The sequence below is a fragment of the Methylophaga sp. UBA3192 genome, assembly GCA_002363955.1.
In the GTDB taxonomy this organism is placed as follows: Bacteria; Pseudomonadota; Gammaproteobacteria; order Nitrosococcales; family Methylophagaceae; genus Methylophaga.
The window spans coordinates 59,610-83,468 of record DEXE01000003.1 but is presented as its reverse complement, the minus strand read 5'-3'; the positions used below and the strand labels follow the sequence as shown (position 1 = coordinate 83,468).

Genomic DNA, 23,859 nt, shown 5'->3' with positions numbered 1-23,859 from the left:
AACAATGCTCTCTGGGAAAAGATAATGATTTCAATACGCTTTTTAGTGGCGGTGATGCTAAGCACAACACTATTTTCTGTAACAACCGTTTCAGCGGCACAACTTTACCGGTTTAACGATGAAAACGGTATACCAACACTCAGTAAAACATTACCACCGGAAGTGGCTCAGCAAGGTTACGACATTCTGGATGAGAAATCGATGCGAGTGATTGAGCGTGTCCCGCCTGCACCCACTGAAGCAGAAATCGCCGAGCGCGAAATTCAAAAGAAACTTGACTTGGAAGCCCGCGAACAAGCAGAACTACAGGCAAAAATGGAAGCGGAAAAACGCCGTAAACAAGCCATTTACGATCATAATTTACTCTCGGTCTATCAATCTGAAGAAGATCTGCTGAATGAACGCAATAAAGATCTGCAATATCGCGAAAAACGTATTGAAATATTAAAAAGCAAACGCAAAGGATTACAGCAGCGGCTGCAACAGGTACAACAACAGGCAGCAGATAATGAATTAAGTGGTGTTGGCCTCAGTGCCAACCTGAAAAGTCGTTTGAAGGCAGCCCAGCAAGAATTGGATAACAATCAGTCAAGCATGGAGCAGTTACAAACTGAAATTGAGACACTCAACATGCAATATGATCTGGATCTTCAACGTTTGCGAGAGCTACTGGGAACCGATACGACCGATTAAACCAGAAGATCCAGCTGGCTCATCAACAACTGATTTTCAGTACGATTTCCAATACTGATACGCAGAAACTGATCGATTCTCGGCTTTTTAAAGTGGCGTACGATCACCCCTTTTTCCCGTAATCCGGCTGCAAGTGTTGCTGCATCATTCTGAGGATGACGGGCAAACACAAAATTTGCAGCCGAAGGCAAAACCTCAAAGCCTAACTCTGCTAAAGATTTAGTTACCCATTCGCGTTCAGCGATGACTTGTTGCTGACATTGTTTAAAGTAGACTTCATCTTTGTATGCTGCAACACCAGCGGCAATCGCGAGACTATCCAATGGATAGGAATTAAAGCTGTCTTTTACTCTTACCAATGCTTCAATCAATTGCGGATGTCCGACTGCAAAGCCGATGCGCATTCCAGCCAGAGAGCGAGACTTGGATAAGGTCTGAGTCACCAGCAGATTGGGGAACCTCTGGGTTAACGGTATCGCTGTTTCCCCACCAAAATCGATATACGCTTCATCAATAACCACGACTGAGTCACTGTTCATTTCTACTAACCGCCGGATATCATCCAGAGATAATAAACAGCCGGTAGGCGCATTGGGATTCGGCAAAATAATCCCACCGTTATCACGCTCGTAATCAGTGATATCAATTTGGAATTTTGCATTGAGAGGCACTAAAACCGAATCTATGTCGTACAGCTGACAATACACAGGATAAAAACTATAAGTAACATCCGGAAACAACACCGGCTTGCCATGTTTGAACAAGGCATTGAACACATGCGCCAGTACTTCATCTGAGCCATTGCCGACAAAGACACATTCAGCTGGCACATTATGATAGTCAGCAATCGCCTGTTTAAAGGGGCCGCCATCAGGTACCGGATACAAGCGTAAACGGTCGGTAGTTGCCATGCGAATCGCTTCCAACACCTTAGGCGACGGACCAAAAGGATTTTCGTTGGTATTGAGCTTGACCAGATTCTGGCCGCGAGGTTGCTCACCCGGCACATAGGGTTCTAATGAATGAACAAAATCACTCCAGAAACGGCTCATTTATTTTTCCTGTAAACGATACTCAGCACTTCGGGCATGTGCAGTAAGACTTTCACCGCGCGCCAACACCGATGCAATTTGTCCCAAACTTTGAGCACCCTGCGGTGACACCTGAATCAGGCTCGAACGTTTCTGGAAGTCATAGACTCCCAACGGTGAGCTGAAACGTGCTGTGCGTGACGTCGGCAATACATGGTTTGGTCCTGCACAATAATCACCCAAAGCTTCAGGGGTATATCGGCCCATAAAAATAGCACCGGCATGGCGAATTTGTTTAGCCATTTCCATCGGTTCATCAACTGACAATTCCAAATGCTCTGGCGCAATATAATTGCAGACTTCAACCGCCTGCTGCATATCATCAACCAGAATAATTGCACCACGATTTATTAATGACGTTTCAATAATTTTCTGGCGTTCCATTGTCGGTAACAAACGAGCAATAGAGGCTTTAACTTTTTGTAAAAAGTCTGCATCAGGTGAAATCAGAATTGATTGGGCATCTTCATCATGTTCGGCCTGTGAAAACAAATCCATGGCAATCCAGTCCGGATCGGTTTTTCCATCACAAATCACCAGAATTTCTGATGGTCCGGCAATCATATCGATACCCACGGTGCCAAAAACCATACCCTTGGCAGTCGCCACAAAAATATTACCCGGACCGACAATTTTATCGACCTGTGGAATGGTTTCAGTACCATACGCCAATGCTGCAACAGCCTGCGCACCCCCAATGGCAAAAATACGATCAACACCAGCAATGGCCGCAGCGGCTAATACCAGATCGTTTACTTCATCATCAGGTGTCGGCACCACCATGATCAATTCCTGCACACCCGCCACTTTGGCCGGAATGGCATTCATCAAGACGGATGAAGGATAAGCCGCTTTACCACCTGGCACATATAAACCGGCACGATCCAAAGGAGTGACCTGCTGGCCCAACACGGTGCCATCATCTTCCACGTAGTGCCAGGAGTCCTGTTTTTGATGTTCGTGATACTGACGTACACGTTCCGCTGCTTTTTCCAAAGCCTGGCGTTGTGCCTTAGGAATTGATTCCAACGCAGCAGCAGCCCGAGACAACGGAATTTCCAGATCAGTCATGACAGTAGCTTTAACACGATCAAATTTTTGACTGTATTCAACCACCGCTTGATCACCGCGCTGTTTTACATCTGCCAGAATACTTCTAACGGTATCCGTAATCGCTGCATCAGACACACCCTCCCAAGCCAACAGCTCGGAAAGCTTGGGCCAGAAATCAGCTTGCTGGAAGTTTAATTCACTTATTTCCATCATTTGCCTGCTCTTTTACTGCATTACGGATCTGCTCAATAAATTGCTGAATCCGTGCATGTTTGGTTTTCATGGATGCCTTATTGACCACCAACCGTGAACTTATATCCGCAATATGCTCCATGGGTGTCAATCCATTTGCTCTCAGCGTGTTGCCAGTATCAACCACATCTACAATACGATCCGCCATACCGACCAGAGGAGCCAGCTCCATTGAACCATAGAGCTTGATGATCTCGACCTGTTGCCCCTGTTCTGCATAAAACCGCTTGGTACTTTCCACAAACTTTGTTGCCACTTTTAACCGGCCTTGAGGCTTCTGTTCATCTTGTTTACCAGCCGTCATTAATTTGCAGCAGGCAATATTCAGATCCACCGGTTCATACAGCTCGGCATCCGGATGTTCCATCAACACATCTTTCCCGGCCACACCCATATCAGCGCCACCATATTCAACATATGTCGGTACATCTGAAGCTCGTACGATGATGAGTCGGACATCCGGCAGATTGGTTTCCAGAATCAGCTTACGGCTTTTTTCCGGATCGTCTAATGGTTCGATGCCTGCCGCCTTCAGAAGCGGTAATGTTTCTTCAAAGATTCGGCCTTTTGATAAAGCCAGCGTTAACATTTCAGCCATTCGAAGCCACCCGTGCCTGAGTGGGAATACGGCGTATACGAGCACCTAATTGCTGTAGTTTTTCTTCAATACACTCGTAACCACGATCAATATGATATATACGTTCTACCTGGGTTTCGCCTTCGGCAACCAAAGCAGCCAACACCAGACAGGCAGATGCACGTAGATCTGTAGCCATCACTGGCGCTGCCGTCAGTTTTTCCTGACCTTTGCAAACCACGGTATTACCTTCGATCTGCAAATTAGCCCCCATACGCTGCATTTCCTGCACATGCATAAAACGATTTTCAAATACGGTTTCAACGATGGTCGCCTGACCTTCGGCAATACTGTTAAGCGCAGTAAATTGGGCCTGCATATCAGTTGGAAATGCAGGATATGGTGCTGTACGGATATTAACCGCTTTAGGCCTTCTGCCTTCCATATCCAATGTAATCCAATCTTCTCCTACTTCAATTTTAGCCCCGGCCTCTTCCAACTTGAGTAACACAGCTTCTAACTGATTAGCATCGGTGTCTTTCAGTTTGACACGACCACGTGTGATTGCCGCAGCCACCAGATAGGTACCCGTTTCAATACGATCCGGCAGAATCGCGTAATGCGTACCATTGAGCTTTTCAACACCTTCAATCTGTAGCGTTGTTGAGCCAGCACCGGTAATTTTAGCGCCCATTTGATTCAGGTATTTTGCCAAATCCACGACTTCTGGCTCACGGGCAGCGTTTTCGATGATTGTGGTTCCGGATGCCAGAGTGGCGGCCATCATCAGGTTTTCAGTCCCGGTTACGGTGACCTGATCCATAAAGATATGCGCGCCTTTCAAGCCTTTGCCACTGGTTGCGCGGATATAACCGTTTTCCACTTTGATTTCAGCGCCCATCTGTTCCAGACCACGCAAATGTAAATCTACTGGGCGAGAACCAATCGCACAACCACCGGGTAATGACACATCGGCTTTACCGAATTTGGCTAATAACGGCCCTAAAACCAGAATAGATGCCCGCATGGTCTTGACCAGATCATAAGCGGCTTCGGTAATCGTTAAAGTCGACGGGTCGATTAATACCCCAGAGCGTTCATCAACTGTAAGCGTTACCCCCATGCGGCCTAAAAGCTCTAGTGTGGTGGTAATATCATGCAAATGTGGTACGTTGCCGATACGTACAGGCGAATCGGCTAACAACGCGCCCATCAATATAGGCAAAGCTGCGTTCTTTGCACCGGAAATACGTATCTCGCCATCCAGCGCGACACCACCTTTAATGATTAGTTTGTCCATGAGTTTGCTCTGGAAGAATAAGGGAATGGATTAGCGGGAGACACCGGTTTTAAGTGACAAGGCATGAACAGCACCACTACTGAAGCTGTCACCTAATGTTGCTTTGACCATACGGTGTTGTTCAATCAGGCTTTTTCCGGAGAATGACGGACTAAAAACCCGGGCATCAAAATGCTGGCCATCTTCACCAAACACTTCAACATCAGCATCAGGTAAGCCTGCTTCTATCATTACTTTGATATCTGCTGCTTTCATGTTTCACCACTTTTAGTAAATTTATTGTAGAGGAAGGAGTTCTTCCAAACCGCTGGCTTCAGCCATCGCCAGCATTTGTGCCGGCATATTGAAATAACGAATTGGTTTGTTTAATTTCCTGGCCTGGCGCATCCACTCAATCAGCAACGCCAAACCGGCACTATCGCTGTGAGTGACTTTGCTGAGATCAACATCCAGATTGGCTGTTTCAGCAAATAACGCTTCGGTCATATCAATTCCGCTGGCTGCCGTGCCAAACGTCAGTTCACCTGAAACCAGAATACGTTTCGCAACGTCATCAAAAATCAGATTCATCATCTGGCTCTGTCGTTACGTTTAGAAAGATTTTCAATTAACGCATCCATGCCACTGGTACGAATATCCCGATTGAAAGATGAACGATAGTTGGTCACCAGACTGATGCCTTCAATTTTAACGTCGTAAACTTTCCATTCATCATTTTTATTTTTATAAAGTGATAAAGCCATTGGAATGGACGGGCCATTCGGCTGTACGACTTCCATCGGTACATTTACCCGACCTTTTTCGATATCATCACGGAATGGTAAAAACCGGATTTCTTCGTTGGTATATTCCAGCATCGCCGTAGCATAGGTTCTGACCAGCAACAGACGGAACTCTTCAACAAACTTGGCTTGCTGTTCCGCTGACGCATCACGCCAGCTACGTCCTAACGCCAGTCTTGCCATACGCTCAAAGTCAAAATGCGGGATCAGAATATCCTGAACCAATGAGAAAATTTTCTGTGGATCCTGCTCCAGTTCGGCCTCATGTTCTTTCAACGCTTTTAACATGTTGTCTGAAGCTTCTTTCACTAATGCCTGCGGTTCCGGCATGGCCTGAGCTGAGGCACTTAGCGCCATCATGCCCATAAATGCAACTGCCAGCAGCTGGATAGAAAATTGTTTGATATTGTAAATCATATTATTCACCTTCTGCGGTACTGTACAGGAACTGACCAATGACCTGCTCCAATACAACTGCTGGTTGAGTCAAATCAATAATATCGCCATCTTGCAGAAAAAAGTCGTCAGCACCTGGAGACAGACTTATATATTGCTCCCCCAATAAACCGGCAGTAAAAATACTGGCGGATGTGTCCATTGGAATATTGTCATACTGCGGATAAATATTGATGGTGACTTTAGCGTCATAAGTATCCGGGTCCAGCGAAATCGACGAGACGCGCCCGACTCTGACTCCGGCCATAGTCACTGGTGAACGAGGTTTAAGACCGCCGATATTCTGGAAATTGGCAACGACTTCATACCCTTTATCGTCGGTAAAATCACCCAGGTTACTTACTTTCATCGCCAGAACAAATAACGCTGCAATCCCAGCAGCAACAAACAAACCGACCAGGATCTCGGCACTTCTTTTAGAATTCATTTATATATCTCCAAACATCAACGCAGTCAGAACGAAGTCCAGGCCGAGAATTGCAAAAGCGGAATGGACAACTGTCCGCGTTGTGGCACGCCCTACACCTTCAGAAGTCGGTGTTGCATCATAACCTTCAAACAAAGCAATCCATGTCACAACAAAACCAAAGACAATACTTTTAATCACACCGTTCAGAATATCTTCGTACCAGTCAGTTTTTGCTTGCATCTGAGACCAGAAAGCCCCGTCGTCCACGCCCAACAAGCCATGACCAACCAGAAAAGCGCCGAATATCCCTACCGCACTAAAAATAGCCGCTAATAACGGCATGGAAATCAAACCAGCCAGAAACCGTGGGGCGATGATACGACGCATCGGATCCACCGCCATCATCTCCATTCCAGACAGCTGTTCGGTACTTTTCATCAAGCCGATTTCAGCCGTTAAAGCAGAACCGGCACGTCCCGCAAATAGCAATGCACTGACAACAGGACCAAGCTCCCTGACCAGCGATAATGAAACCAGTACCCCGAGTGATTCCTCCGCACCAAAATCAACCAGCGTATTATACCCCTGAAGGCCTAATACCATGCCGACAAACAGGCCTGATATGAGAATTATCAAGACTGATAATACACCGACATAAAATAATTGCTGAACTACCAGGGAAAAGCGGAATGCAAGGCTTGGCATACCTGCCAGCATTTGCATCAGAAAAATATGGCCCCTGCCAAGTCGCTGAAAGGTATCTAATCCCCAGCGACCGAGGCTGCGTAGCACCTCAATCATCGTTTTTCCTCTGAATTCAACAGATCTTTACCAAAATCATTTCCGGGATAATGGAATGGAACCGGCCCATCAGGCAAACCTTGCAAAAACTGTTTAACCCAATCTGAACCAGAGGTTTTAAGTGTTTCCGGCGTACCTTTCTCAACGACCTTCCCGCCGGACAACAAATAAATTTCATCTGCAATCTGCGTGGTTTCCGCCACGTCGTGGGAAACAATGATACTGGTCAGGCCCATCGCATCATTTAGACGTCGAATCAGATTGACCAGCGTACCCATCGAAATCGGATCCTGTCCGGTAAACGGCTCATCGTACATAATCATCATCGGATCCAAAGTAACAGCCCGAGCCAAAGCAACCCTTCTTGCCATCCCGCCAGACAATTCCGCCGGCATCATATTCCGGGCATTTCGCAGACCAACAGCCTGTAGTTTCATTAACACCAAATCATGAATCATTGATTCAGGCAGTTTTGTGTGTTCCCGCAACGGAAAAGCGACATTTTCAAATACATTAATATCTGTCAACAGGGCACCGCTTTGAAATAACATTCCCATTCGCTTGCGCAATTCGTAAAGCTTTGAGTGAGAAAGTTTATGAACATTCTGCCCATCAATTTCAACGCTGCCACGATCCGGTTTCAACTGACCGCCTATCAGCTTCAGCAGTGTAGTTTTACCAGTACCACTCGGCCCCATAATGGCCGTTACCTTACCCCGGTAGATATCAATATCTACCCCATTGAAGATAACTTTGTCTCCACGGTTAAAATGCAAATCCCTGATTTTGATCAGTGGTGCCATTATTTATTGCCGATATTAATATGAAAGACCGCTAATTTTCTTGAATCGCTGATGTTAAGTCAAATCGCTGTGTGGAAAAACCCATCGGTATCGGCTAAAGTGTTGTCGCCATTTTAGGTTTCAGGAACTAGTTATGTCAGTCTTGACTCTTAGTTCATGTGGATATCTTGGTAAACAACCGACTCAAACGGAGACTCTTAAGAATGAAGAAATTTTTGCAACTCATTGCAGCCACTGTTATTGCTTTACCTCTGGTAGCAACAGCTCATGGCCCAACTCGCCAAGAAGTTGATGAAAAAATTGTTATTAATGCAGCCCCTGAAAAAGTATGGGCCATGCTAAAAGATTTCAGTGCCATCGATAAATGGCACCCGGCGGTTGAAAGCGTTGAAATGAAAGATGACAACGTTCGTGTTTTAACCTTGAAAAGCGAAGGTAATCCCACAATTACTGAAGAGCTGGATAAAATTGATGACGAAAAAATGTCTTTAATATACAAAATCACGGATATGAGTGTCGTCAAAACAATTACGTTCAACAGTAAAGACACTCCTTATTACACACTGCCGGTTTCAACCTATAAATCATGGATGTTTGTAAAAGAAGTCAATGGCGGTACAGAAGTAAGATGGCGTGCCAAGTTTTACCGTTCTTTCATGGACAACCCTCCTGTACCAGAGGGTCAATCTGATGCTGAAGCAGTAGAAGCAGTTACGGCTGTTTATAAAAGTGGATTGGAAAACCTGAAAAACATCATGGAAAAATAATGCTCGTTTTGATGAACAAAAATGCATTAGTGAAAGCGACCCTTAACCGGGTCGCTTTTTTTGTGTCTCTCAGTTTTAGTTTGTCGGCTTGTGCTGAACCAGCTGATTATGCCTTTATTACAAATCAGCTGAGTAATGACATCAGTGTGATTGATATCGATAAAAAGGCGGTTGTCGGTACTCTTACGGCGGGTATGGCTCCTGCCGGTGTGGCATTAAGCCGGGATGGTCAGCGTGTCCTGATTACTAATCCAGACAGTCAGAATATATCTGTATTAGACGCCCACCAATTAACTGAAATCAGCCAGATTCCAGTTGGTCAGGGGCCAGTCGGTATCGCCACCAATCATGATGGTAGCCTGGCCTATGTTGCTGATTGGTATGAGCATAAAATCAGCATTGTTGACGTGGATAAACAGCTTATTCGAAACCGTATTGATGTGGGTAAATCACCTGCCGGGCTGATCTTTGATGAATCCGGCAACCGTCTGTATGTTGCCAATCGCGATGACAGCACGGTGAGTATTATTAATACGCTTACCGAAACAATGGAATCAACCATTGAAGTCGGTAAATCGCCTTTCGGACTTGCCCTTACCGCTGATGGACAAAGACTATTCAGTGTCAATGTGCAGGATAACAGTGTCAGCATGATCGACACCGACAGTCTTGCGGTAATCGCGACTATTGAAGTCGGAGAATGGCCTTACTGCGCTGTGAGCAGCCCTGATGGCAAATTTCTTTATGTCACCAATCAGGATGAAAACAGTGTTTCTGTAATTGATATTGCAGCTGCAGAAACCATTAACACGATTGAGGTGGATGATAGTCCTGAAGGCATTGATATTACCGCCAATGGCAAACATCTGTATGTTTCGAACTGGGGTAGCGGCAGTGTTTCCATCATTGATACCGAAACCGGTAAACGCATCGAAGATATTAAAACCGGAGATGGCAGCCGCGCCTTTGGTGACTTTATTATCAGTCAATAATATTCTGTGACCGTGCAGATACATTCTTTGGCAGTAACCAACGCAGAGCTTGATGATAAAGCGGTTCTGCTTGCTGATGGTTTAGGCTTGCCAGTCGCTCCGCTCGATATCCAGAGCGCTCAGCTGGTGCTTTCGCCTTCACGACTTGAACTTCGCGTACCGGAAATTGGCGGCCCGATTTTCATAGATTTCACCGCAGGTAAATACCAGCACCGCCGGCAGTTTGGTGGCGGGCGGGGGCAACCCTTAGCCAAAGCAGTTGGCCTTAAAAAAGGCGCTACACCTTATATTATTGATGCAACAGCAGGCTTTGGCAGAGATGCTTTTGTACTTGCCAGTTTAGGCTGCCGGGTCACATTGATTGAACAAAACCCTGTCATGGCTGCCTTACTGGCTGATGCGCTACAGCGGGCTATGGACGATAAAGCCGTCACTGAAATCATTTCACGCATGCAATTACATCAAGGTAATGCCATTGATTATTTAGCGGGCCTTTCCGATACTGACAGACCCGATGTGGTTTACCTTGACCCGATGTATCCCTCACGAGATAAATCCGCGTTGGTCAAAAAGGAAATGCAGCTTTTACATCAGCTGGTGGGGCCTGACAGCAATAGTTCAGAATTACTCACTGTGTCGCGTGACGTCGCGTTGAAACGAGTTGCCGTCAAGCGGCCAAAGGGGGCCGAGTTTTTTGCCAACCAACAACCGCATGTCAGTATTGAAAGCAAAAATACCCGTTACGATATTTACACCCGTTAAATTTGCTAACGGCGCTGTTTATCCAGCTCTCTGAGGTGCGCCAGCTTTTCGGCAATCTTGATTTCCAGACCGCGATTGACCGGCTGATAATATTGCCGTTGCGGCATGCTTTCCGGGAAATAGTTTTCCCCCGCCGCATAAGCATCCGGTTCATCATGGGCGTAACGGTATTCCTTACCGTAATCCAGTTCTTTCATCAGTTTGGTCGGCGCGTTACGTAAATGCAGTGGTACCTCTGCAGAGCCAAAGTTTTTGGCATCCTGCATCGCCGCTTTAAAGGCGGTATACACTGCATTACTTTTAGGCGCACTGGCCAGATACACCACCGCTTGAGCAATTGCGAGCTCGCCTTCGGGACGGCCCAATTTATCAAAGCTCTCCCATGCATCCAGAGCGATACGTAATCCTCGCGGATCCGCATTACCAATATCTTCAACTGCCATTCGAACAATGCGCCGCATCAGATAAACCGGATCACAGCCCCCATCAAGCATCCGGCACAGCCAATACAAGGCTCCGTCCGGTGAAGAACCACGAACCGATTTATGTAAGGCAGAAATCTGGTCGTAAAAAGCTTCACCGCCCTTATCAAAGCGTCGTAATGTGCCCGATAATACTTCGGCCAGGTCAGTTTCATCTACTTCGGTTTGCTGTTTGCTATCCGCCAGATCAACGGCGATTTCCAGCAGATTCAATACCCGCCGTCCATCACCGTCCGCGGCCTGTGCCAATTGTTCACGAAGTCTGTCATCCAGCTTGATATTCCGACCGGCAAGCCCGCGAATTCCATCCTGCATTGCCCGCTCAATGATCAGCTTTAAATCGTTTATTTCCAATGACTTGAGCACATAGACGCGGGCTCGTGATAACAAGGCGTTATTTAATTCAAATGAGGGATTTTCGGTGGTGGCACCAATAAAGGTAAATGTGCCGTCCTCAACGTAGGGTAAAAAAGCATCCTGCTGGGACTTGTTAAAACGGTGTACTTCATCCACAAACAACATGGTCCGACGACCACGTTCCTGTTGCAACTGCTTGGCTCGGGTAACCGCTTCCCTCACCTCTTTCACACCAGCTAATACCGCGGAGATGCTGATAAACTCAGCATCGCAATAACCGGCAATTAATCTTGCCAGCGTGGTTTTTCCGGTACCCGGTGGCCCCCAGAAAATCATTGAGTGCGGCTGTCCCGTGGCAATCGCCTGCCTTAACGGTTTGCCTTCAGCCAGTAAATGTTGCTGGCCGATATATTCATCAAGCGTTTGCGGCCGCATCCGGTCAGCCAATGGACGGCCGACCTGTGGATGCAGATTGTCAAACAGACTCATTAAGGAATATCACCTACCACATCAACGCCAGGCGGCGCCGTAAATTCAAAACGCGAAGCCGGTAAATCCGCATTAATTTTAATATCGCTGAACACCAGGCGAGTTCGCTGATCAAAACTATCAACCATCAGCATTTCGCGAATGCCATTGGCATCAAAAGCCAAAGCAACCGTTTGATAGGTATTATCAGCCTCTTTTGGCACCAGTCGAACCCATTGCAGTTCATCTTCCGATTCCAGTTCACGAATATTATATTCCGCTTCCGGCAGGGTATTTCCTGACAGTAATCCGGCAGGGGTTTCCGCTAAAGCTTCATCCTGCAGCTTGACCGTAATCTGTTCTAAGTCGACATCGTAAAACCAGATCCGCTCACCATCAGCAACAATTTGTTGTGGAAAAGGCGTGTCATAATCCCAACGAAATTTTCCCGGCCTGGATAATAAAAACTGGCCGGTGGCTTCTTCCACTACCTGACCATCGGTATCAATTACCGTCTGCTGGAAGTTGGCTTCCAACCGGGTCACCTCCAGAACAAACGCATTAAGCTTATCGATAGCTGATTCTGCAAACGTCAATGTCGGCAGAATTAACCCTCCAAGCAGCAACCACTGTGTTGCACAGCGTTTTATCATTATTTTTACTCCAAATTGTTTCACGACAATCCCTTGGACACTTAATGCAGCAACTAATTGCGTGGCGGTGGCGCCAATACTTCTCGACTACCGTTAGTTTGCATCGCAGAAACCACTCCGGCAGCTTCCATCGCTTCAACAATTCGTGCAGCGCGGTTATAACCGATTTTCAATCGACGCTGCACACCGGAAACAGAGGCACGGCGGCTTTCGGTAACAATTTGCACAGCTTGATCGTAAAGGGGGTCGGTTTCACCATCGCTGGCGTCACCAACGCCTGCACTGTCGCCATCATCGGTATTGTCCTGCGTAATCTCTTCCAGATAATTCGGACCACCCTGCGTTTTCAGGAAATCGACCACCGCATGTACTTCATGATCGTCTACAAAGGCACCGTGCACCCGCTCCGGCAAGCCACTGCCAGGCGGTAAATACAGCATATCGCCCTGTCCCAATAATTGCTCGGCGCCCATCTGATCCAGAATGGTCCGCGAATCGATACGTGATGACACCTGAAACGCCATTCGGGTCGGAATATTGGCTTTAATCAATCCGGTAATAACATCTACCGAAGGTCTTTGCGTGGCCAGAATCAAATGGATTCCGGCAGCACGTGCTTTTTGCGCCAGACGGGCAATCAGTTCTTCAACCTGCTTGCCAACCACCATCATCATATCGGCTAATTCGTCAATAATAACCACGATAAACGGTAACGTCTCAAGCGTTGGGATGGGTTCACCGGGCAATACTTCTGCCATGGGATCCGGAATCGGTTCACCACTATCAATGGCATCCTGAACTTTTTTGTTATAGCCAGCGATATTCCGAACACCCAGGGCGGCCATTAGAGGATAACGGCGTTCCATTTCCGCAACACACCAACGCAATGCATTGGCGGCTTCTTTCATATCGGTCACAACAGGTGTCAACAAATGCGGAATATCCTCGTAAATCGATAATTCCAGCATCTTCGGATCGACCATGATCAGGCGAACCTCTTTAGGTGTGGCTTTGTATAACAGGCTCAAAATCATCGCATTAACTGCAACAGACTTACCGGAGCCAGTCGTACCTGCCACTAATAAATGCGGCATTTTTTCAAGATTCGCAACGACAGGTCTACCCGCAATATCTTTGCCCAAAGCCATCACTAATGGTGATTTGCTGTTTTCATAATCACTACAGGCCAGAATTTCGCGTAAGCGAACCACTTCGCGAATTTCATTGGGAATTTCCAGTCCGACCACCGGTTTACCCGGAATAACCTCAACGATACGCACACTGCTGATAGATAATGCTCTGGCCAGATCTTTTGCCAGACCACTGATACGACTGACTTTAATACCGGCTGCCGGTTGTAATTCAAACCGGGTCACCACCGGTCCCGGCTGAACTTCAACGACCTGAACTTCTACGCCGAAATCTTTTAACTTCAGCTCCACCAGACGTGACAAGGCTTGCAATACTTCTTCGCTGTAACCGGCAGCCACAGCTTTGGGCAAATCCAGTAAAGACAAGGTGGGCATACCCGGAGCATCAGCAGTTTCAAATAACGGCTGTTGCCGCTCTTTTTCTTCGCGTTTGCTTAATTCTTTAACCTGTAGCTGAGGTTCTACTCTCACCTTGGCTTTGTGCTGCATTTTTTCTTTCTGCGCAATAAAGCTTTCTTCACGTTGCTGGCGGGTGCGACGCACCTGCAGATTTTCTTTTAATTCACGGCTCCAGCGAGCAATATGAATCAGTACCACCATCGCGATTGCACCGAGACGATCAATCACCATCAGCCAGGACAGGCCAGTGAATAATGTTACCCCCGTCAGCAACAAGGCTAATAGTAATAAACTGGTACCGGAAGCACCAAATACCGATTCAAAACCATGGCCTACTACTTCCCCCAATACTCCGCCAGACCCCAAAGGCAATAACTCAGCGTAATCCATCAAGCTCAGGGAAGACAAACCACTGGCCGCAGCCAATGCCATGACCAGACCAACGGATTTCAACACCCAGAAATGCAAGGCATCGTCACCATCAGCACGTTTACCCCAACTGAATAAAAGCCATCCACTGAATCCCAACATTAACGGAGCCAGATAGGCAGGAAAGCCAAATCCGTATAACAAAGCATCCGCAAGCCATGCGCCGACAATACCACCGCGATTGGCAATCAGATCATCTGTTCCGGTGGTTGACCAGCCGGGGTCGGTAGGTTCGTAGGTTACTAAAGACAGTAATAAATAAGCCGCTAATGCGAGCGCCAGAATCAGTGCCGCTTCACGAAGTCTGAATCCGACTGCGCCAGCGGTGACATCCTGTTTATTTTTGTCGTTTGCCCGTGTCGCTTGTGCCAATGTGATAATTCCAATGAAGCCAATTGATTAAGCGCAAATTCTAACACAGGTTTTAGCAGCTGATGCTTGTCCAAAGGCAAAGCAATGAGTACTCTAATCTATTCGTTTTTTATTCGATACTGGGAGATACACTTATGGCGGACAGCAAACACTGCCGACTACTGATTCTGGGTTCAGGCCCAGCTGGTTATACAGCCGCGGTTTATGCTGCTCGTGCTGCTTTAGATCCTGTATTAATCACTGGTATTGAACAAGGTGGTCAATTAACGACAACGACTGATGTCGATAACTGGCCTGGTGATGCTGATGGTGTGCAAGGGCCGGAGTTGATGCAACGTATGCAGAAACATGCAGAACGTTTTGGCACCGACATTATTTTTGATCATATCCATACAGCTGATTTAAGCCAGCGCCCATTCAAATTAATCGGCGACGCCGGTGAATATACGGCCGATGCATTGATTATTGCCACTGGTGCTTCAGCAAAATATCTGGGCATGGATTCTGAAGAAGCCTTTAAAGGCCGCGGTGTCTCTGCCTGTGCTACCTGTGATGGTTTTTTCTATAAAAATCAGCCCGTCGCCGTTATCGGTGGTGGTAATACCGCCGTAGAAGAAGCATTGTATTTATCGAACATCGCTTCAAAAGTCACTGTAATCCATCGTCGTGACAGCTTCCGCAGTGAAAAGATCCTCAGTAATCAGTTACTGAAAAAGGCCGAAACAGGTAATGTGGAAATTCTCTGGAATCACACACTTGATGAAGTTTTAGGTGACGATGCCGGTGTGACTGGCATTCGAGTTAAAAGTACCGAGTCTGAAAAAACACAGGAAATTGCCGTTCAAGGTGTCTTTATTGCCATTGGTCATCAGCCGAATACCTCTATGTTTAAAGGTCAGCTGGAAATGCAGCATGACTACATAATTCTCAAAAAAGGCACTCAAACCAGTATTCCTGGTGTATTTGCTGCAGGTGACGTTTCGGACCCTATTTATCGTCAGGCAATTACTTCTGCTGGCGCTGGCTGTATGGCAGCACTGGATGCTGAACGTTTTCTGGAAAGTGAAAAATAAAACTGATAAGGCAGGCCCTGTCCTGCCTTATGCATCTTTTAGGAGAAATACCAATGGCCCTTTATCAACATATTTTGATTGCAGCTGATTTTTCCAACCATACCGACATGGTGATTCATCGCGCCAAGGCACTGGCAGCCGCTAACAATACCCGTTTGAGCTTATGTCATATTGTTGAAGATTTCCCACTCACCGATTTTGCCTATGAGCCAATGATCAGCGTTGATGCGGATATGCGCGAAGCATTACTCGATGCCGGTAAAAAACAATTATCCGCTTTGGGACAAAAATTTGAGATCGCCCCCAACAATCAATGGATTGAATATGGCAGTCCGGGACGAGACATTGTGCGTATTGCCGAAGAAAATAATGTCGATCTGATCGTCGTGGGATCTCATGGTCGCAAAGGAATTAAAATGCTGCTAGGTTCAACAGCCAACGCTATTCTGCATCATGCCCGTTGCGATGTATTGGCCGTCAGATTGCTGGACGAAAACTAACCCGCATCTGACTCATATGTCTGACTGTTTCGGGATGTGTCAGCTTTGGTTGATTATCTACCTTAACAGGTTATCATGCAGATCCATTAACCAGTTCCCGACATCATCTGCGGCTTGTTTTCTGCCGTAATGGTCATATTGTGATCATTCTATCTTCATTAATCAGAACTGGTTTTTAATTGAATTTATTACGAGGAGAAGTTTGTCATGCCTCATTCCAACTTTGTTCTGTTATTTGTCACTGCATAATAGTTTGCTTTGTTTTTTACAATAGTTTGTTTATTATTCCCTACCAGCCCTGTGGCTAATTCATCTCAAATAGTTAAATGATTGATACGGTTTTAATTTAAGCTGGATTAACTTGGACAACCTTCACTAAGTAAGGATATTTTGTGTCAACGCCATCCTCATTCCCTCCCGTTTACACTGAACCTTTTCATCAGGCCTCTGAAAACCTGCGCCGTGCACTACCCTTTATCAATCAGCACCAAACACCTGTTAACCCGGTTAATTACGCCGTCTGGTACGAATATGTGGCAGGGACCAATCAGGCATTAAAGAAAGCCATTGACAGTCGATTGCAACAACAGGAGAAAATCACCCCGGAACTGACTCAACAGCTTTATGAAAAGTACGTTTTAATGGGTATGCCAGAAAGGCTTGAGGCAACCAATAATGGACTCCGGCTGGTCGTCGACAACACGATGAATCAAATTAATCGGGTTGAACTGGCTGCAGATGATTTTTCTGAAGATTTAGCACTTCAACAAAATAAACTGGAACAATCACAAGATCTGTCCGAGATTAAAGGAGTACTGGCTGAAATTCTTGTCAACACACGAAAAATGGGACAGTCAAGCAGCGAATTAAAACAAGAACTGGCGCAAACCAGTCAGGAAATTATTAAATTGAGGAAAGAATTACAGGCCGTTAAAGAGCAGGCGAAGACTGATGGCTTAACAGGTCTGGTGAATCGTGCCTGTCTGAATAAAGAATTAAGTGAGTTGTGCCTGCACAGTGAAACGACATTCAGCCTCGCCTTATTTGATATCGATCATTTCAAACAGGTCAATGATAGATTCGGCCACTTGCTCGGCGATAAAGTCTTACAGTTTTTTGCCAGCATATTGAAAAAACATTGTGAAGACAAACCGCATATCGCAGCGCGTTTTGGCGGAGAAGAGATGGCATTAATTTTTATCGACACCCCTTCACATAAAGCCGTGCAAATTGCCGATAGGATTCGCCAACAGCTGGCGAGCAGTAATCTGAAGAAAAAAGACAGTGATGAAACAATTGGTATGGTCACTGTTTCTGTAGGGTTGAGTCAGTATCAGCCTGGTGATACCTCATTGAATATTATCGAGCGTGCCGATGTCGCTTTATATGAATCAAAAGCCGCTGGCAGAAATTGTCTTACGTTGCGTTAATCAGAATTTGTAAAACTGACTGTTGAGATACTCTACAACTTGCTTTTGTTGAGCAGCGGTCCAGTTCACATCGGCGGCAATCGCACAATTTGCCACCCGTTTTTCCAACCCATCCAGTGTTTTAACCCCTCTATTCGATCGACTATAGATTGAATTGGGTTGGCCATCTGCCAAAGACGCGTGACATTGCATACAATTGGCATCGTGCAATTGTTTTCCCTGTGCCAGCGCCGTTGCGCTGACACACAGAAAAATCAAGGTCACTAAATAACGCATCTATCCGGCGACTCGAGTCTGCAACGCGGCAATACGCAGTGATGCCGGTGGATGCGAGTCATAAATAGCTGAAACCAATGGATCCGGTGTCAGCGTACTGGCATTTTCTTTATACAAAGCCACCAGTGCGGTAATCAAATCATCCGCACTGGAAACCGAAGCAGCATAGGCATCCGCTTCAAATTCATATTTGCGAGACATAGATGTCATTAAAGGATGCAGGAAGAAACTGAATACCGGAATCACCAGCATAAACAGAATCAATGCAATCGCATTATTTTGTGTTTCCACGCCCAGACCGGAGTAGAACCAAGTTTGAGTTGAAGCCCAACCTAACAACGCCAGACCAACCAGGCTCATCACAGCCATCATCAGCATATTTTTTATAACATGCTTGCGACGAAAATGTCCCAACTCATGGGCCAATACCGCTTCAATCTGATCTTCGTTCAGGGTATTCAACAGCGTATCAAAAAACACGATGCGTTTGTTATTACCCAAGCCAGTGAAATAGGCATTGCCATGTCCACTGCGGCGCGAACCGTCCATCACATAAATGCCCTGGCTCTTAAAACCACAACGTTGCAATAAACTCTCAACCTTTTGTTTCAGGTTGGCATCATCTAACGGCGTGAACTTGTTAAACAATGGTGCGATAAACGCAGGATAAGCCCACATCATTACCACGGCAAAAACCATCCAGGCTGCCCATAAATATAACCACCAGAAATCACCGGTGCTGTTCATCAGCCATAAAGTCACCCAGGCAATTGGCGCACCTAATACCAGCATCAACAGTAACTGTTTGGCAAAGTCCCCCATAAACAAGGCTGGCGTGTTGCGGTTAAATCCGAATTTTTCTTCCATCACAAAGGTGCGATACCAGGATAAAGGCAGTTCAAGTATTGAGCCAATCAGCAAAAAGCTCAAAATCAACACGACACCAGTGGTCATCGCTGACCAGCCTAAACTTTCCCATGCCCCGGACAATAATGCCAAACCACCGCCCAGGGTCCAGAGGATTAACACTACAGCTCCAAATAAACTTTCGCGGCGCATTTGAGCCCCTTTGGCAGCGGTATAGTCAGCGGCTTTCTGGTGTGCGGCAAGACCAATCTGCTCACGAAATGCGGCAGGCACTTCATCGCGATTCGCCAGCACATGGCGACGTTGACGCAATGACAACCAGATCTCAATCCCCGTCATCAGGGCGAGAGCAATTAAAAATATCCAGCTAAATTCATTCATAATTTTTTAAACCAGTTAGAATCCTATAATGTGTTGCGTACATTAGCCTTTGATACAATTAATGGCAACATAGTTCACCTAAATCTGTAGTAATAAAAAGATGGAGCCCATGGCCAAAAGCAAACATAACCTGATCTGGATTGACCTGGAGATGACCGGTCTCGACACCAATAACGACTATATTATCGAAATCGCCACCATTGTCACTGACGGCGAGCTCAACATCCTGGCAGAAGGTCCCATTCTCGCAATTCATCAGCCAGATTCGATTCTCGCAGGGATGGATGAGTGGAATACCAGACAACATGGTGGCTCCGGCCTCACTGAACGGGTGCGTAATAGTGTTGTCACTGTTGAGCAGGCCGAACAGGAAACTTTGGAATTTCTAAAAAAATATGTACCCGCCGGTACATCACCCATGTGCGGTAACAGTATCTGTCAGGATCGTCGATTTATGGCGAGGTTGATGCCCGATCTGGAAGCCTATTTCCATTATCGTAATCTGGATGTCAGCAGTTTCAAGGAAATAGCGCGTCGCTGGGCTCCCAAAGTTGAAAAAGCCTTCAAGAAAAAATCATCACATCTGGCAATGGACGATATCAAGGACTCCATCCGCGAACTGCAGCATTACCGCGAGCACATGATTAAAGTGCCTGAATAACGTCACGATTTATAACAAATTCAATTCACGGTAATTTCACGACAACCGCAGGATGATCATTACACTCAATTAAATTGTGATTGTAATGGTGCATCTCAAACCAAACTTACCATCCAAATTTTGTATGGTCTGCAACCGTCCGTTCAGCTGGCGAAAAAAATGGCGTGACTGTTGGGAGCAGGTTTTGTACTGTTCCGAACGCTGTCGCCGTAACCGTAAATCAGCGATTCATCCATGAAACCGCTACTGGGTTTTCCGGAAAAATTGGTATTGCTTGACTGCGAAACAACCGGTGGCAATGCATTACGTGATCGGCTCACTGAGGTTGCCCTGATCGAAATCACCGATGGTGTGGAAACCGATCGCTGGCAAACCTTAATCAATCCCGGTATCAGTATTCCACCATGGATTAGCAAATTAACCGGCATTACCGATTCAATGGTGGCAAACCAACCGTCCTTTGCCGACATTGCTGAAGAATTGCACCAACGTTTAGCGGACAAAGTATTTGTTGCCCATCATGTGCGCTTTGATTATGGTTTTATCCGCGAATCGTTTCGCCGCATAGGTATTACCTTTTCAGCCAAAACATTATGTTCGGTTAAAATCAGTCGACTGCTTTACCCGGAACAGCGTCGTCATGGCATTGATGCCATTGTCTCCCGCCTCGGTTTGACTATTAATCAACGGCATCGGGCGATGGATGATGCACAGGTCATTCTCGAATTGTTCCAGCAAACCCAACATGACTTTGATGAATCAACCATTCAGCAAGCCTGTCAGCAGCTGTCCCAACAAACCCGACTGCCCAGTCATCTCGATATTAATGAAATTAATAAACTGCCCGAACGGCCTGGTGTATATCAGTTCTTTGATGAACAAGGCGTACTTCTTTATATAGGTAAATCCGTCAATATCAAACAACGTGTTTTGAGTCACTTTGTCATAAATGGCAAACAGCGCAACAGCGAGATGCAACAACAACTGCAACACATCGACTTTATTGAAACGCCTTCCGACTTTGGCGCGCAGTTACTGGAAAATCAGTTAATCAAAAGCCAAACGCCACGCTATAACCGGCGACAGACCAAAGCCAAACGGCTGTACCAAATCGCCTTGGCAACAGATGAAAATGGCTATCATCGCACCAGTGTCGAGATGGCCGACTTACATCAATCGCCAAATATCAGTCAGCGTTATGGATTATTCCGTAGCCAAAAACAGGCGGAAAAAAAACTGCTCGATCTAATTAATGAACATCAGCTGTGTCAGAAACTATGCGGGCTGGAAAAAACCAAAAACGGCTGTTTCGGTTATCAGTTAAAAAAATGTCTGGGTGCCTGCTGTGGTGAAGAACCGTCAATACGCTACAACCTGCGTTTGCAAACTGCGTTATCGGGTATTAAAAATCAGGCCTGGCCATGGAAAGGCCCAATAGTGATTACCGAACTGCCGTCTGATGGCGATTATGAAGCGGCACATTTTCATCTGGTCGATCAATGGCTTTATCTCGGCATCGTAAAAAACCAACACGATGCCTTTGAACGATTACAGCAGCAATATGCTGAACCACAATATTTTGATCTGGATGCCTACAAAATCCAGCTACGCTTTTTGTTAAAACTTCGTCCCAAACAATTATTGATTGAAACCTTACATTTACCTGCAGAGGAGGCTTCATGATCACCACCAGGCATCGGATTTTAGGCTACGCCGGATTGCTGCCTTTCTTTGGGCTGGCCATTATGAGCTGGCTGGGATTTTTGTATGCTTTTGACTGGCTGCTGAGTTATGCCGCACTGATTTTCACCTTCCTCGGCGGACTGCTCTGGTATGTCAGCAGCATTTACGATCTGCCACGTCATGTCGTGATAGTCAGTGTGTCCACCATGTTATGGGCCTGGTGCTGGTTGTTATCTCCAACACATTATTGGCTATGGCTGGCCGCATTATCATTTATCGGTCTGAACTTATACGAACGGCAGCAACTACGCGAGATCTACTCTGCCGAGTTGATGCGTCTGCGTGGACATTTATCTTATGGGGCCGCGATTGCATTATGGCTGGCGGCGCTTTCAACGTTAAATGGCTAAGTTGCACTATCTTAATATTATTCTTGGTGATCAACTTGATGCCAGCAGTCTGCTGTTCGATGACTTTGATCAACAGCATGATAGGTTGTGGATGGCGGAAGTGTCGGCTGAGTCCACAGAATATTTATCGAGTAAACAGCGCACGGTTTTATTTTTATCGGCGATGCGCCATTTTGCTGAGCAACTCAAAACGAATAACTATCCGCTGATTTATTGGACGTTAAATGATAAAAAATCCAGTTTCCGTGACGCTTTATCATCCACGTTAAAACAGGATTCATTTGAAAAAATTCGCTGCGTATTACCTGGTGATGTCAGGGTTATGAATGAAATACAGCAATGCGCCAATGAATTTGATATTGAGATTGAATGGCTGGCCGATCAGCATTTCATCAGTGAGAAAGGTGAATTCAAAGCCTGGTTAGCCAATCGCAAACAACCGCGAATGGAATTTTGGTATCGGCAACTGCGTAAAAGCCGGCAAATCCTGATGGATGATGACCAGCCCATAGGTGGTCAATGGAATTTTGATAAAGACAATCGCAAAAGTTTTGGCAAAAAAGGTCCATCCAAATTGCCTGAACCGTTACTGTTTGAAGCAGACGACATCACTAAACAAGCCATAACCGATGTTGAAAAATTTCTGCCCGATCTCTACGGCAATATTGAAACCTTCAACTGGCCGGTGACACACCAGCAGGCTTTAGCCGCCTTAGAGGATTTTATTCAAAATCGGCTGCCGCATTTCGGTGACTTTCAGGATGCGATGTGGACCGATGAACCCTGGCTGTATCATTCACGCTTATCAACCTGTCTCAATCTGAAATTACTCTCCCCCGCAGAAGTGATTACAGCGTCTGAAAAAGCCTACAGCGACAATAAAGCACCATTAAATGCGGTGGAAGGTTTTATCCGGCAAATCCTCGGCTGGCGTGAATATGTACGGGGTCTGTACTGGAGCTATCGTGATGACTGGCTAACAATGAACGCGCTGAATGCCCGGCGCAATCTGCCAGCATTATATTGGACTGCTGAAACCGACATGACCTGCCTGTATCACAGTGTCAGACAGGTCCTGGATCATGGCTATGGGCATCATATTCAACGACTAATGGTGACGGGATTGTTTGCGTTGTTATGGGGTGTTAAACCCAAGGCCATTCATGAATGGTATCTGGGGATGTATGTTGATGCTGTTGCCTGGGTGGAGATCCCGAATACCTTGGGTATGAGCCAATACACTGATGGCGGTATCGTCGGCTCCAAACCGTATATTGCCAGCGGCGCTTATATTGATCGCATGTCCAATTATTGCCAGTCCTGCCCATTTAATCCCAAAAAAGCCAGTGGCGATAACGCCTGCCCATTTACCACGTTGTACTGGCATTTTGTCGACCGGCATCAGGATTTGCTGAGTAAAAATCCCCGTTTAGGTATGCAGGTCAAAAACTGGCACAACAAAACTCAAGATGAACAACAGGCCATCAGCCAGCGGGCTGAATACCTGTTCAGAAATTTACCGTAAGGAA

27 protein-coding genes are annotated in these 23,859 nt (G+C 46.2%); 12 read left to right on the top strand and 15 right to left on the bottom strand.

The features are described from left to right. Nucleotides 1-24 precede the first annotated feature (24 nt). Nucleotides 25-693, top strand: a complete 669-nt coding sequence (locus tag B2337_RS01930) for a DUF4124 domain-containing protein (RefSeq protein ID WP_292361992.1) — start codon at nucleotides 25-27, stop codon at nucleotides 691-693. Here the strand turns inward: B2337_RS01930 and hisC are convergent. From hisC to B2337_RS01880, 10 genes are read right to left on the bottom strand one after another with little or no spacing between them, the layout of a single operon-like run. Next, nucleotides 690-1,745: a histidinol-phosphate transaminase gene (gene hisC / locus B2337_RS01925; protein WP_292414531.1), complete on the bottom strand. Its 1,056-nt coding sequence runs from the start codon at nucleotides 1,743-1,745 to the stop codon at nucleotides 690-692. The genes B2337_RS01930 and hisC overlap by 4 nt on opposite strands. Continuing rightward, nucleotides 1,746-3,050, bottom strand: coding sequence for a histidinol dehydrogenase (gene hisD / locus B2337_RS01920; RefSeq protein WP_292414532.1), 1,305 nt, complete (start codon nucleotides 3,048-3,050; stop codon nucleotides 1,746-1,748). It abuts the gene before it with no gap. After that, entirely contained in the window at nucleotides 3,034-3,678 is a 645-nt protein-coding gene (gene hisG / locus B2337_RS01915; RefSeq protein WP_349677069.1) for an ATP phosphoribosyltransferase, read from the bottom strand. Before hisG ends, hisD begins: the two co-directional genes overlap by 17 nt. 1 nt (nucleotide 3,679) lies before the next feature. After that, entirely contained in the window at nucleotides 3,680-4,966 is a 1,287-nt protein-coding gene (gene murA, locus B2337_RS01910) for a UDP-N-acetylglucosamine 1-carboxyvinyltransferase (RefSeq protein WP_292361988.1), read from the bottom strand. 30 nt (nucleotides 4,967-4,996) lie between these two features. Beyond that, entirely contained in the window at nucleotides 4,997-5,221 is a 225-nt protein-coding gene (locus B2337_RS01905) for a BolA family protein (protein ID WP_292414534.1), read from the bottom strand. A gap of 21 nt (nucleotides 5,222-5,242) precedes the next feature. Further along, nucleotides 5,243-5,539, bottom strand: coding sequence for an STAS domain-containing protein (locus tag B2337_RS01900; protein ID WP_292361986.1), 297 nt, complete (start codon nucleotides 5,537-5,539; stop codon nucleotides 5,243-5,245). Continuing rightward, on the bottom strand, nucleotides 5,536-6,165 hold the full coding sequence (locus B2337_RS01895) for an MlaC/ttg2D family ABC transporter substrate-binding protein (RefSeq protein ID WP_292414535.1): 630 nt from the start codon (nucleotides 6,163-6,165) through the stop codon (nucleotides 5,536-5,538). The genes B2337_RS01900 and B2337_RS01895 overlap by 4 nt, the downstream gene beginning before the upstream one ends. Nucleotide 6,166: 1 nt before the next feature. Further along, nucleotides 6,167-6,631, bottom strand: coding sequence for an outer membrane lipid asymmetry maintenance protein MlaD (mlaD, locus tag B2337_RS01890; RefSeq protein ID WP_292361984.1), 465 nt, complete (start codon nucleotides 6,629-6,631; stop codon nucleotides 6,167-6,169). Continuing rightward, on the bottom strand, nucleotides 6,632-7,414 hold the full coding sequence (gene mlaE / locus B2337_RS01885) for a lipid asymmetry maintenance ABC transporter permease subunit MlaE (protein ID WP_292361983.1): 783 nt from the start codon (nucleotides 7,412-7,414) through the stop codon (nucleotides 6,632-6,634). Continuing rightward, nucleotides 7,411-8,217, bottom strand: a complete 807-nt coding sequence (locus B2337_RS01880) for an ABC transporter ATP-binding protein (RefSeq protein ID WP_292414536.1) — start codon at nucleotides 8,215-8,217, stop codon at nucleotides 7,411-7,413. The genes mlaE and B2337_RS01880 overlap by 4 nt, the downstream gene beginning before the upstream one ends. 203 nt (nucleotides 8,218-8,420) lie before the next feature. Here B2337_RS01880 and B2337_RS01875 point away from each other — a divergent pair, with 203 nt between their 5' ends. From B2337_RS01875 to B2337_RS01865, 3 genes are read left to right on the top strand one after another with little or no spacing between them, the layout of a single operon-like run. Beyond that, entirely contained in the window at nucleotides 8,421-8,984 is a 564-nt protein-coding gene (locus tag B2337_RS01875; protein ID WP_292361981.1) for an SRPBCC family protein, read from the top strand. Next, the gene (locus B2337_RS01870; RefSeq protein WP_292414537.1) at nucleotides 8,984-9,976 is read left to right on the top strand and encodes a YncE family protein; all 993 of its coding nucleotides are present in this window, start codon (nucleotides 8,984-8,986) and stop codon (nucleotides 9,974-9,976) included. The genes B2337_RS01875 and B2337_RS01870 overlap by 1 nt, the downstream gene beginning before the upstream one ends. A 27-nt stretch (nucleotides 9,977-10,003) precedes the next feature. Continuing rightward, complete coding sequence (locus B2337_RS01865; RefSeq protein ID WP_292414538.1) at nucleotides 10,004-10,738, top strand: class I SAM-dependent methyltransferase; 735 nt, start codon at nucleotides 10,004-10,006, stop codon at nucleotides 10,736-10,738. Between the two features lie 5 nt (nucleotides 10,739-10,743). Here B2337_RS01865 and B2337_RS01860 read toward each other — a convergent pair whose 3' ends face one another. From B2337_RS01860 to B2337_RS01850, 3 genes are read right to left on the bottom strand one after another with little or no spacing between them, the layout of a single operon-like run. After that, nucleotides 10,744-12,066 (bottom strand): replication-associated recombination protein A, encoded by a 1,323-nt coding sequence (locus tag B2337_RS01860; RefSeq protein ID WP_292414539.1) that lies wholly within the window; start codon nucleotides 12,064-12,066, stop codon nucleotides 10,744-10,746. Beyond that, nucleotides 12,066-12,698 (bottom strand): outer membrane lipoprotein chaperone LolA, encoded by a 633-nt coding sequence (gene lolA, locus B2337_RS01855; RefSeq protein ID WP_292414540.1) that lies wholly within the window; start codon nucleotides 12,696-12,698, stop codon nucleotides 12,066-12,068. The genes B2337_RS01860 and lolA overlap by 1 nt, the downstream gene beginning before the upstream one ends. 53 nt (nucleotides 12,699-12,751) lie before the next feature. Then, nucleotides 12,752-15,049 (bottom strand): DNA translocase FtsK, encoded by a 2,298-nt coding sequence (locus B2337_RS01850; protein ID WP_292361976.1) that lies wholly within the window; start codon nucleotides 15,047-15,049, stop codon nucleotides 12,752-12,754. Nucleotides 15,050-15,183: 134 nt separating this feature from the next. On the opposite strand from B2337_RS01850, the gene trxB reads away from it, so the two are divergent. The 3 genes from trxB to B2337_RS01835 all read left to right on the top strand — a co-directional run bounded on the left by trxB (nucleotide 15,184) and on the right by B2337_RS01835 (nucleotide 18,052). Further along, entirely contained in the window at nucleotides 15,184-16,122 is a 939-nt protein-coding gene (gene trxB, locus B2337_RS01845) for a thioredoxin-disulfide reductase (RefSeq protein ID WP_292361975.1), read from the top strand. Between the two features lie 53 nt (nucleotides 16,123-16,175). Then, complete coding sequence (locus B2337_RS01840) at nucleotides 16,176-16,622, top strand: universal stress protein (RefSeq protein ID WP_292361974.1); 447 nt, start codon at nucleotides 16,176-16,178, stop codon at nucleotides 16,620-16,622. A gap of 392 nt (nucleotides 16,623-17,014) precedes the next feature. Continuing rightward, complete coding sequence (locus tag B2337_RS01835) at nucleotides 17,015-18,052, top strand: GGDEF domain-containing protein (RefSeq protein ID WP_292414541.1); 1,038 nt, start codon at nucleotides 17,015-17,017, stop codon at nucleotides 18,050-18,052. On the opposite strand, the gene B2337_RS01830 is transcribed toward B2337_RS01835, so the two are convergent. Both B2337_RS01830 and B2337_RS01825 read right to left on the bottom strand, forming a co-directional pair. Beyond that, nucleotides 18,053-18,328 carry a c-type cytochrome gene (locus tag B2337_RS01830; protein WP_292414542.1) on the bottom strand — a complete coding sequence of 92 codons (276 nt, stop codon included), beginning with the start codon at nucleotides 18,326-18,328 and terminating at the stop codon, nucleotides 18,053-18,055. Continuing rightward, entirely contained in the window at nucleotides 18,329-19,576 is a 1,248-nt protein-coding gene (locus tag B2337_RS01825) for a M48 family metallopeptidase (RefSeq protein ID WP_292361971.1), read from the bottom strand. A 109-nt stretch (nucleotides 19,577-19,685) separates the two neighbouring features. Here B2337_RS01825 and orn point away from each other — a divergent pair, with 109 nt between their 5' ends. From orn to B2337_RS01800, 5 genes are all read left to right on the top strand, one after another. After that, complete coding sequence (gene orn, locus B2337_RS01820; protein WP_292361970.1) at nucleotides 19,686-20,237, top strand: oligoribonuclease; 552 nt, start codon at nucleotides 19,686-19,688, stop codon at nucleotides 20,235-20,237. Between the two features lie 85 nt (nucleotides 20,238-20,322). Continuing rightward, nucleotides 20,323-20,475: a DUF2256 domain-containing protein gene (locus tag B2337_RS01815; protein ID WP_292414543.1), complete on the top strand. Its 153-nt coding sequence runs from the start codon at nucleotides 20,323-20,325 to the stop codon at nucleotides 20,473-20,475. Then, entirely contained in the window at nucleotides 20,472-21,920 is a 1,449-nt protein-coding gene (locus tag B2337_RS01810; protein WP_292361968.1) for a 3'-5' exonuclease family protein, read from the top strand. Before B2337_RS01815 ends, B2337_RS01810 begins: the two co-directional genes overlap by 4 nt. After that, entirely contained in the window at nucleotides 21,917-22,330 is a 414-nt protein-coding gene (locus B2337_RS01805; RefSeq protein WP_292414544.1) for a DUF3429 domain-containing protein, read from the top strand. The genes B2337_RS01810 and B2337_RS01805 overlap by 4 nt, the downstream gene beginning before the upstream one ends. Beyond that, nucleotides 22,323-23,855 carry a cryptochrome/photolyase family protein gene (locus B2337_RS01800; RefSeq protein WP_292414545.1) on the top strand — a complete coding sequence of 511 codons (1,533 nt, stop codon included), beginning with the start codon at nucleotides 22,323-22,325 and terminating at the stop codon, nucleotides 23,853-23,855. Before B2337_RS01805 ends, B2337_RS01800 begins: the two co-directional genes overlap by 8 nt. Nucleotides 23,856-23,859 lie beyond the last annotated feature (4 nt).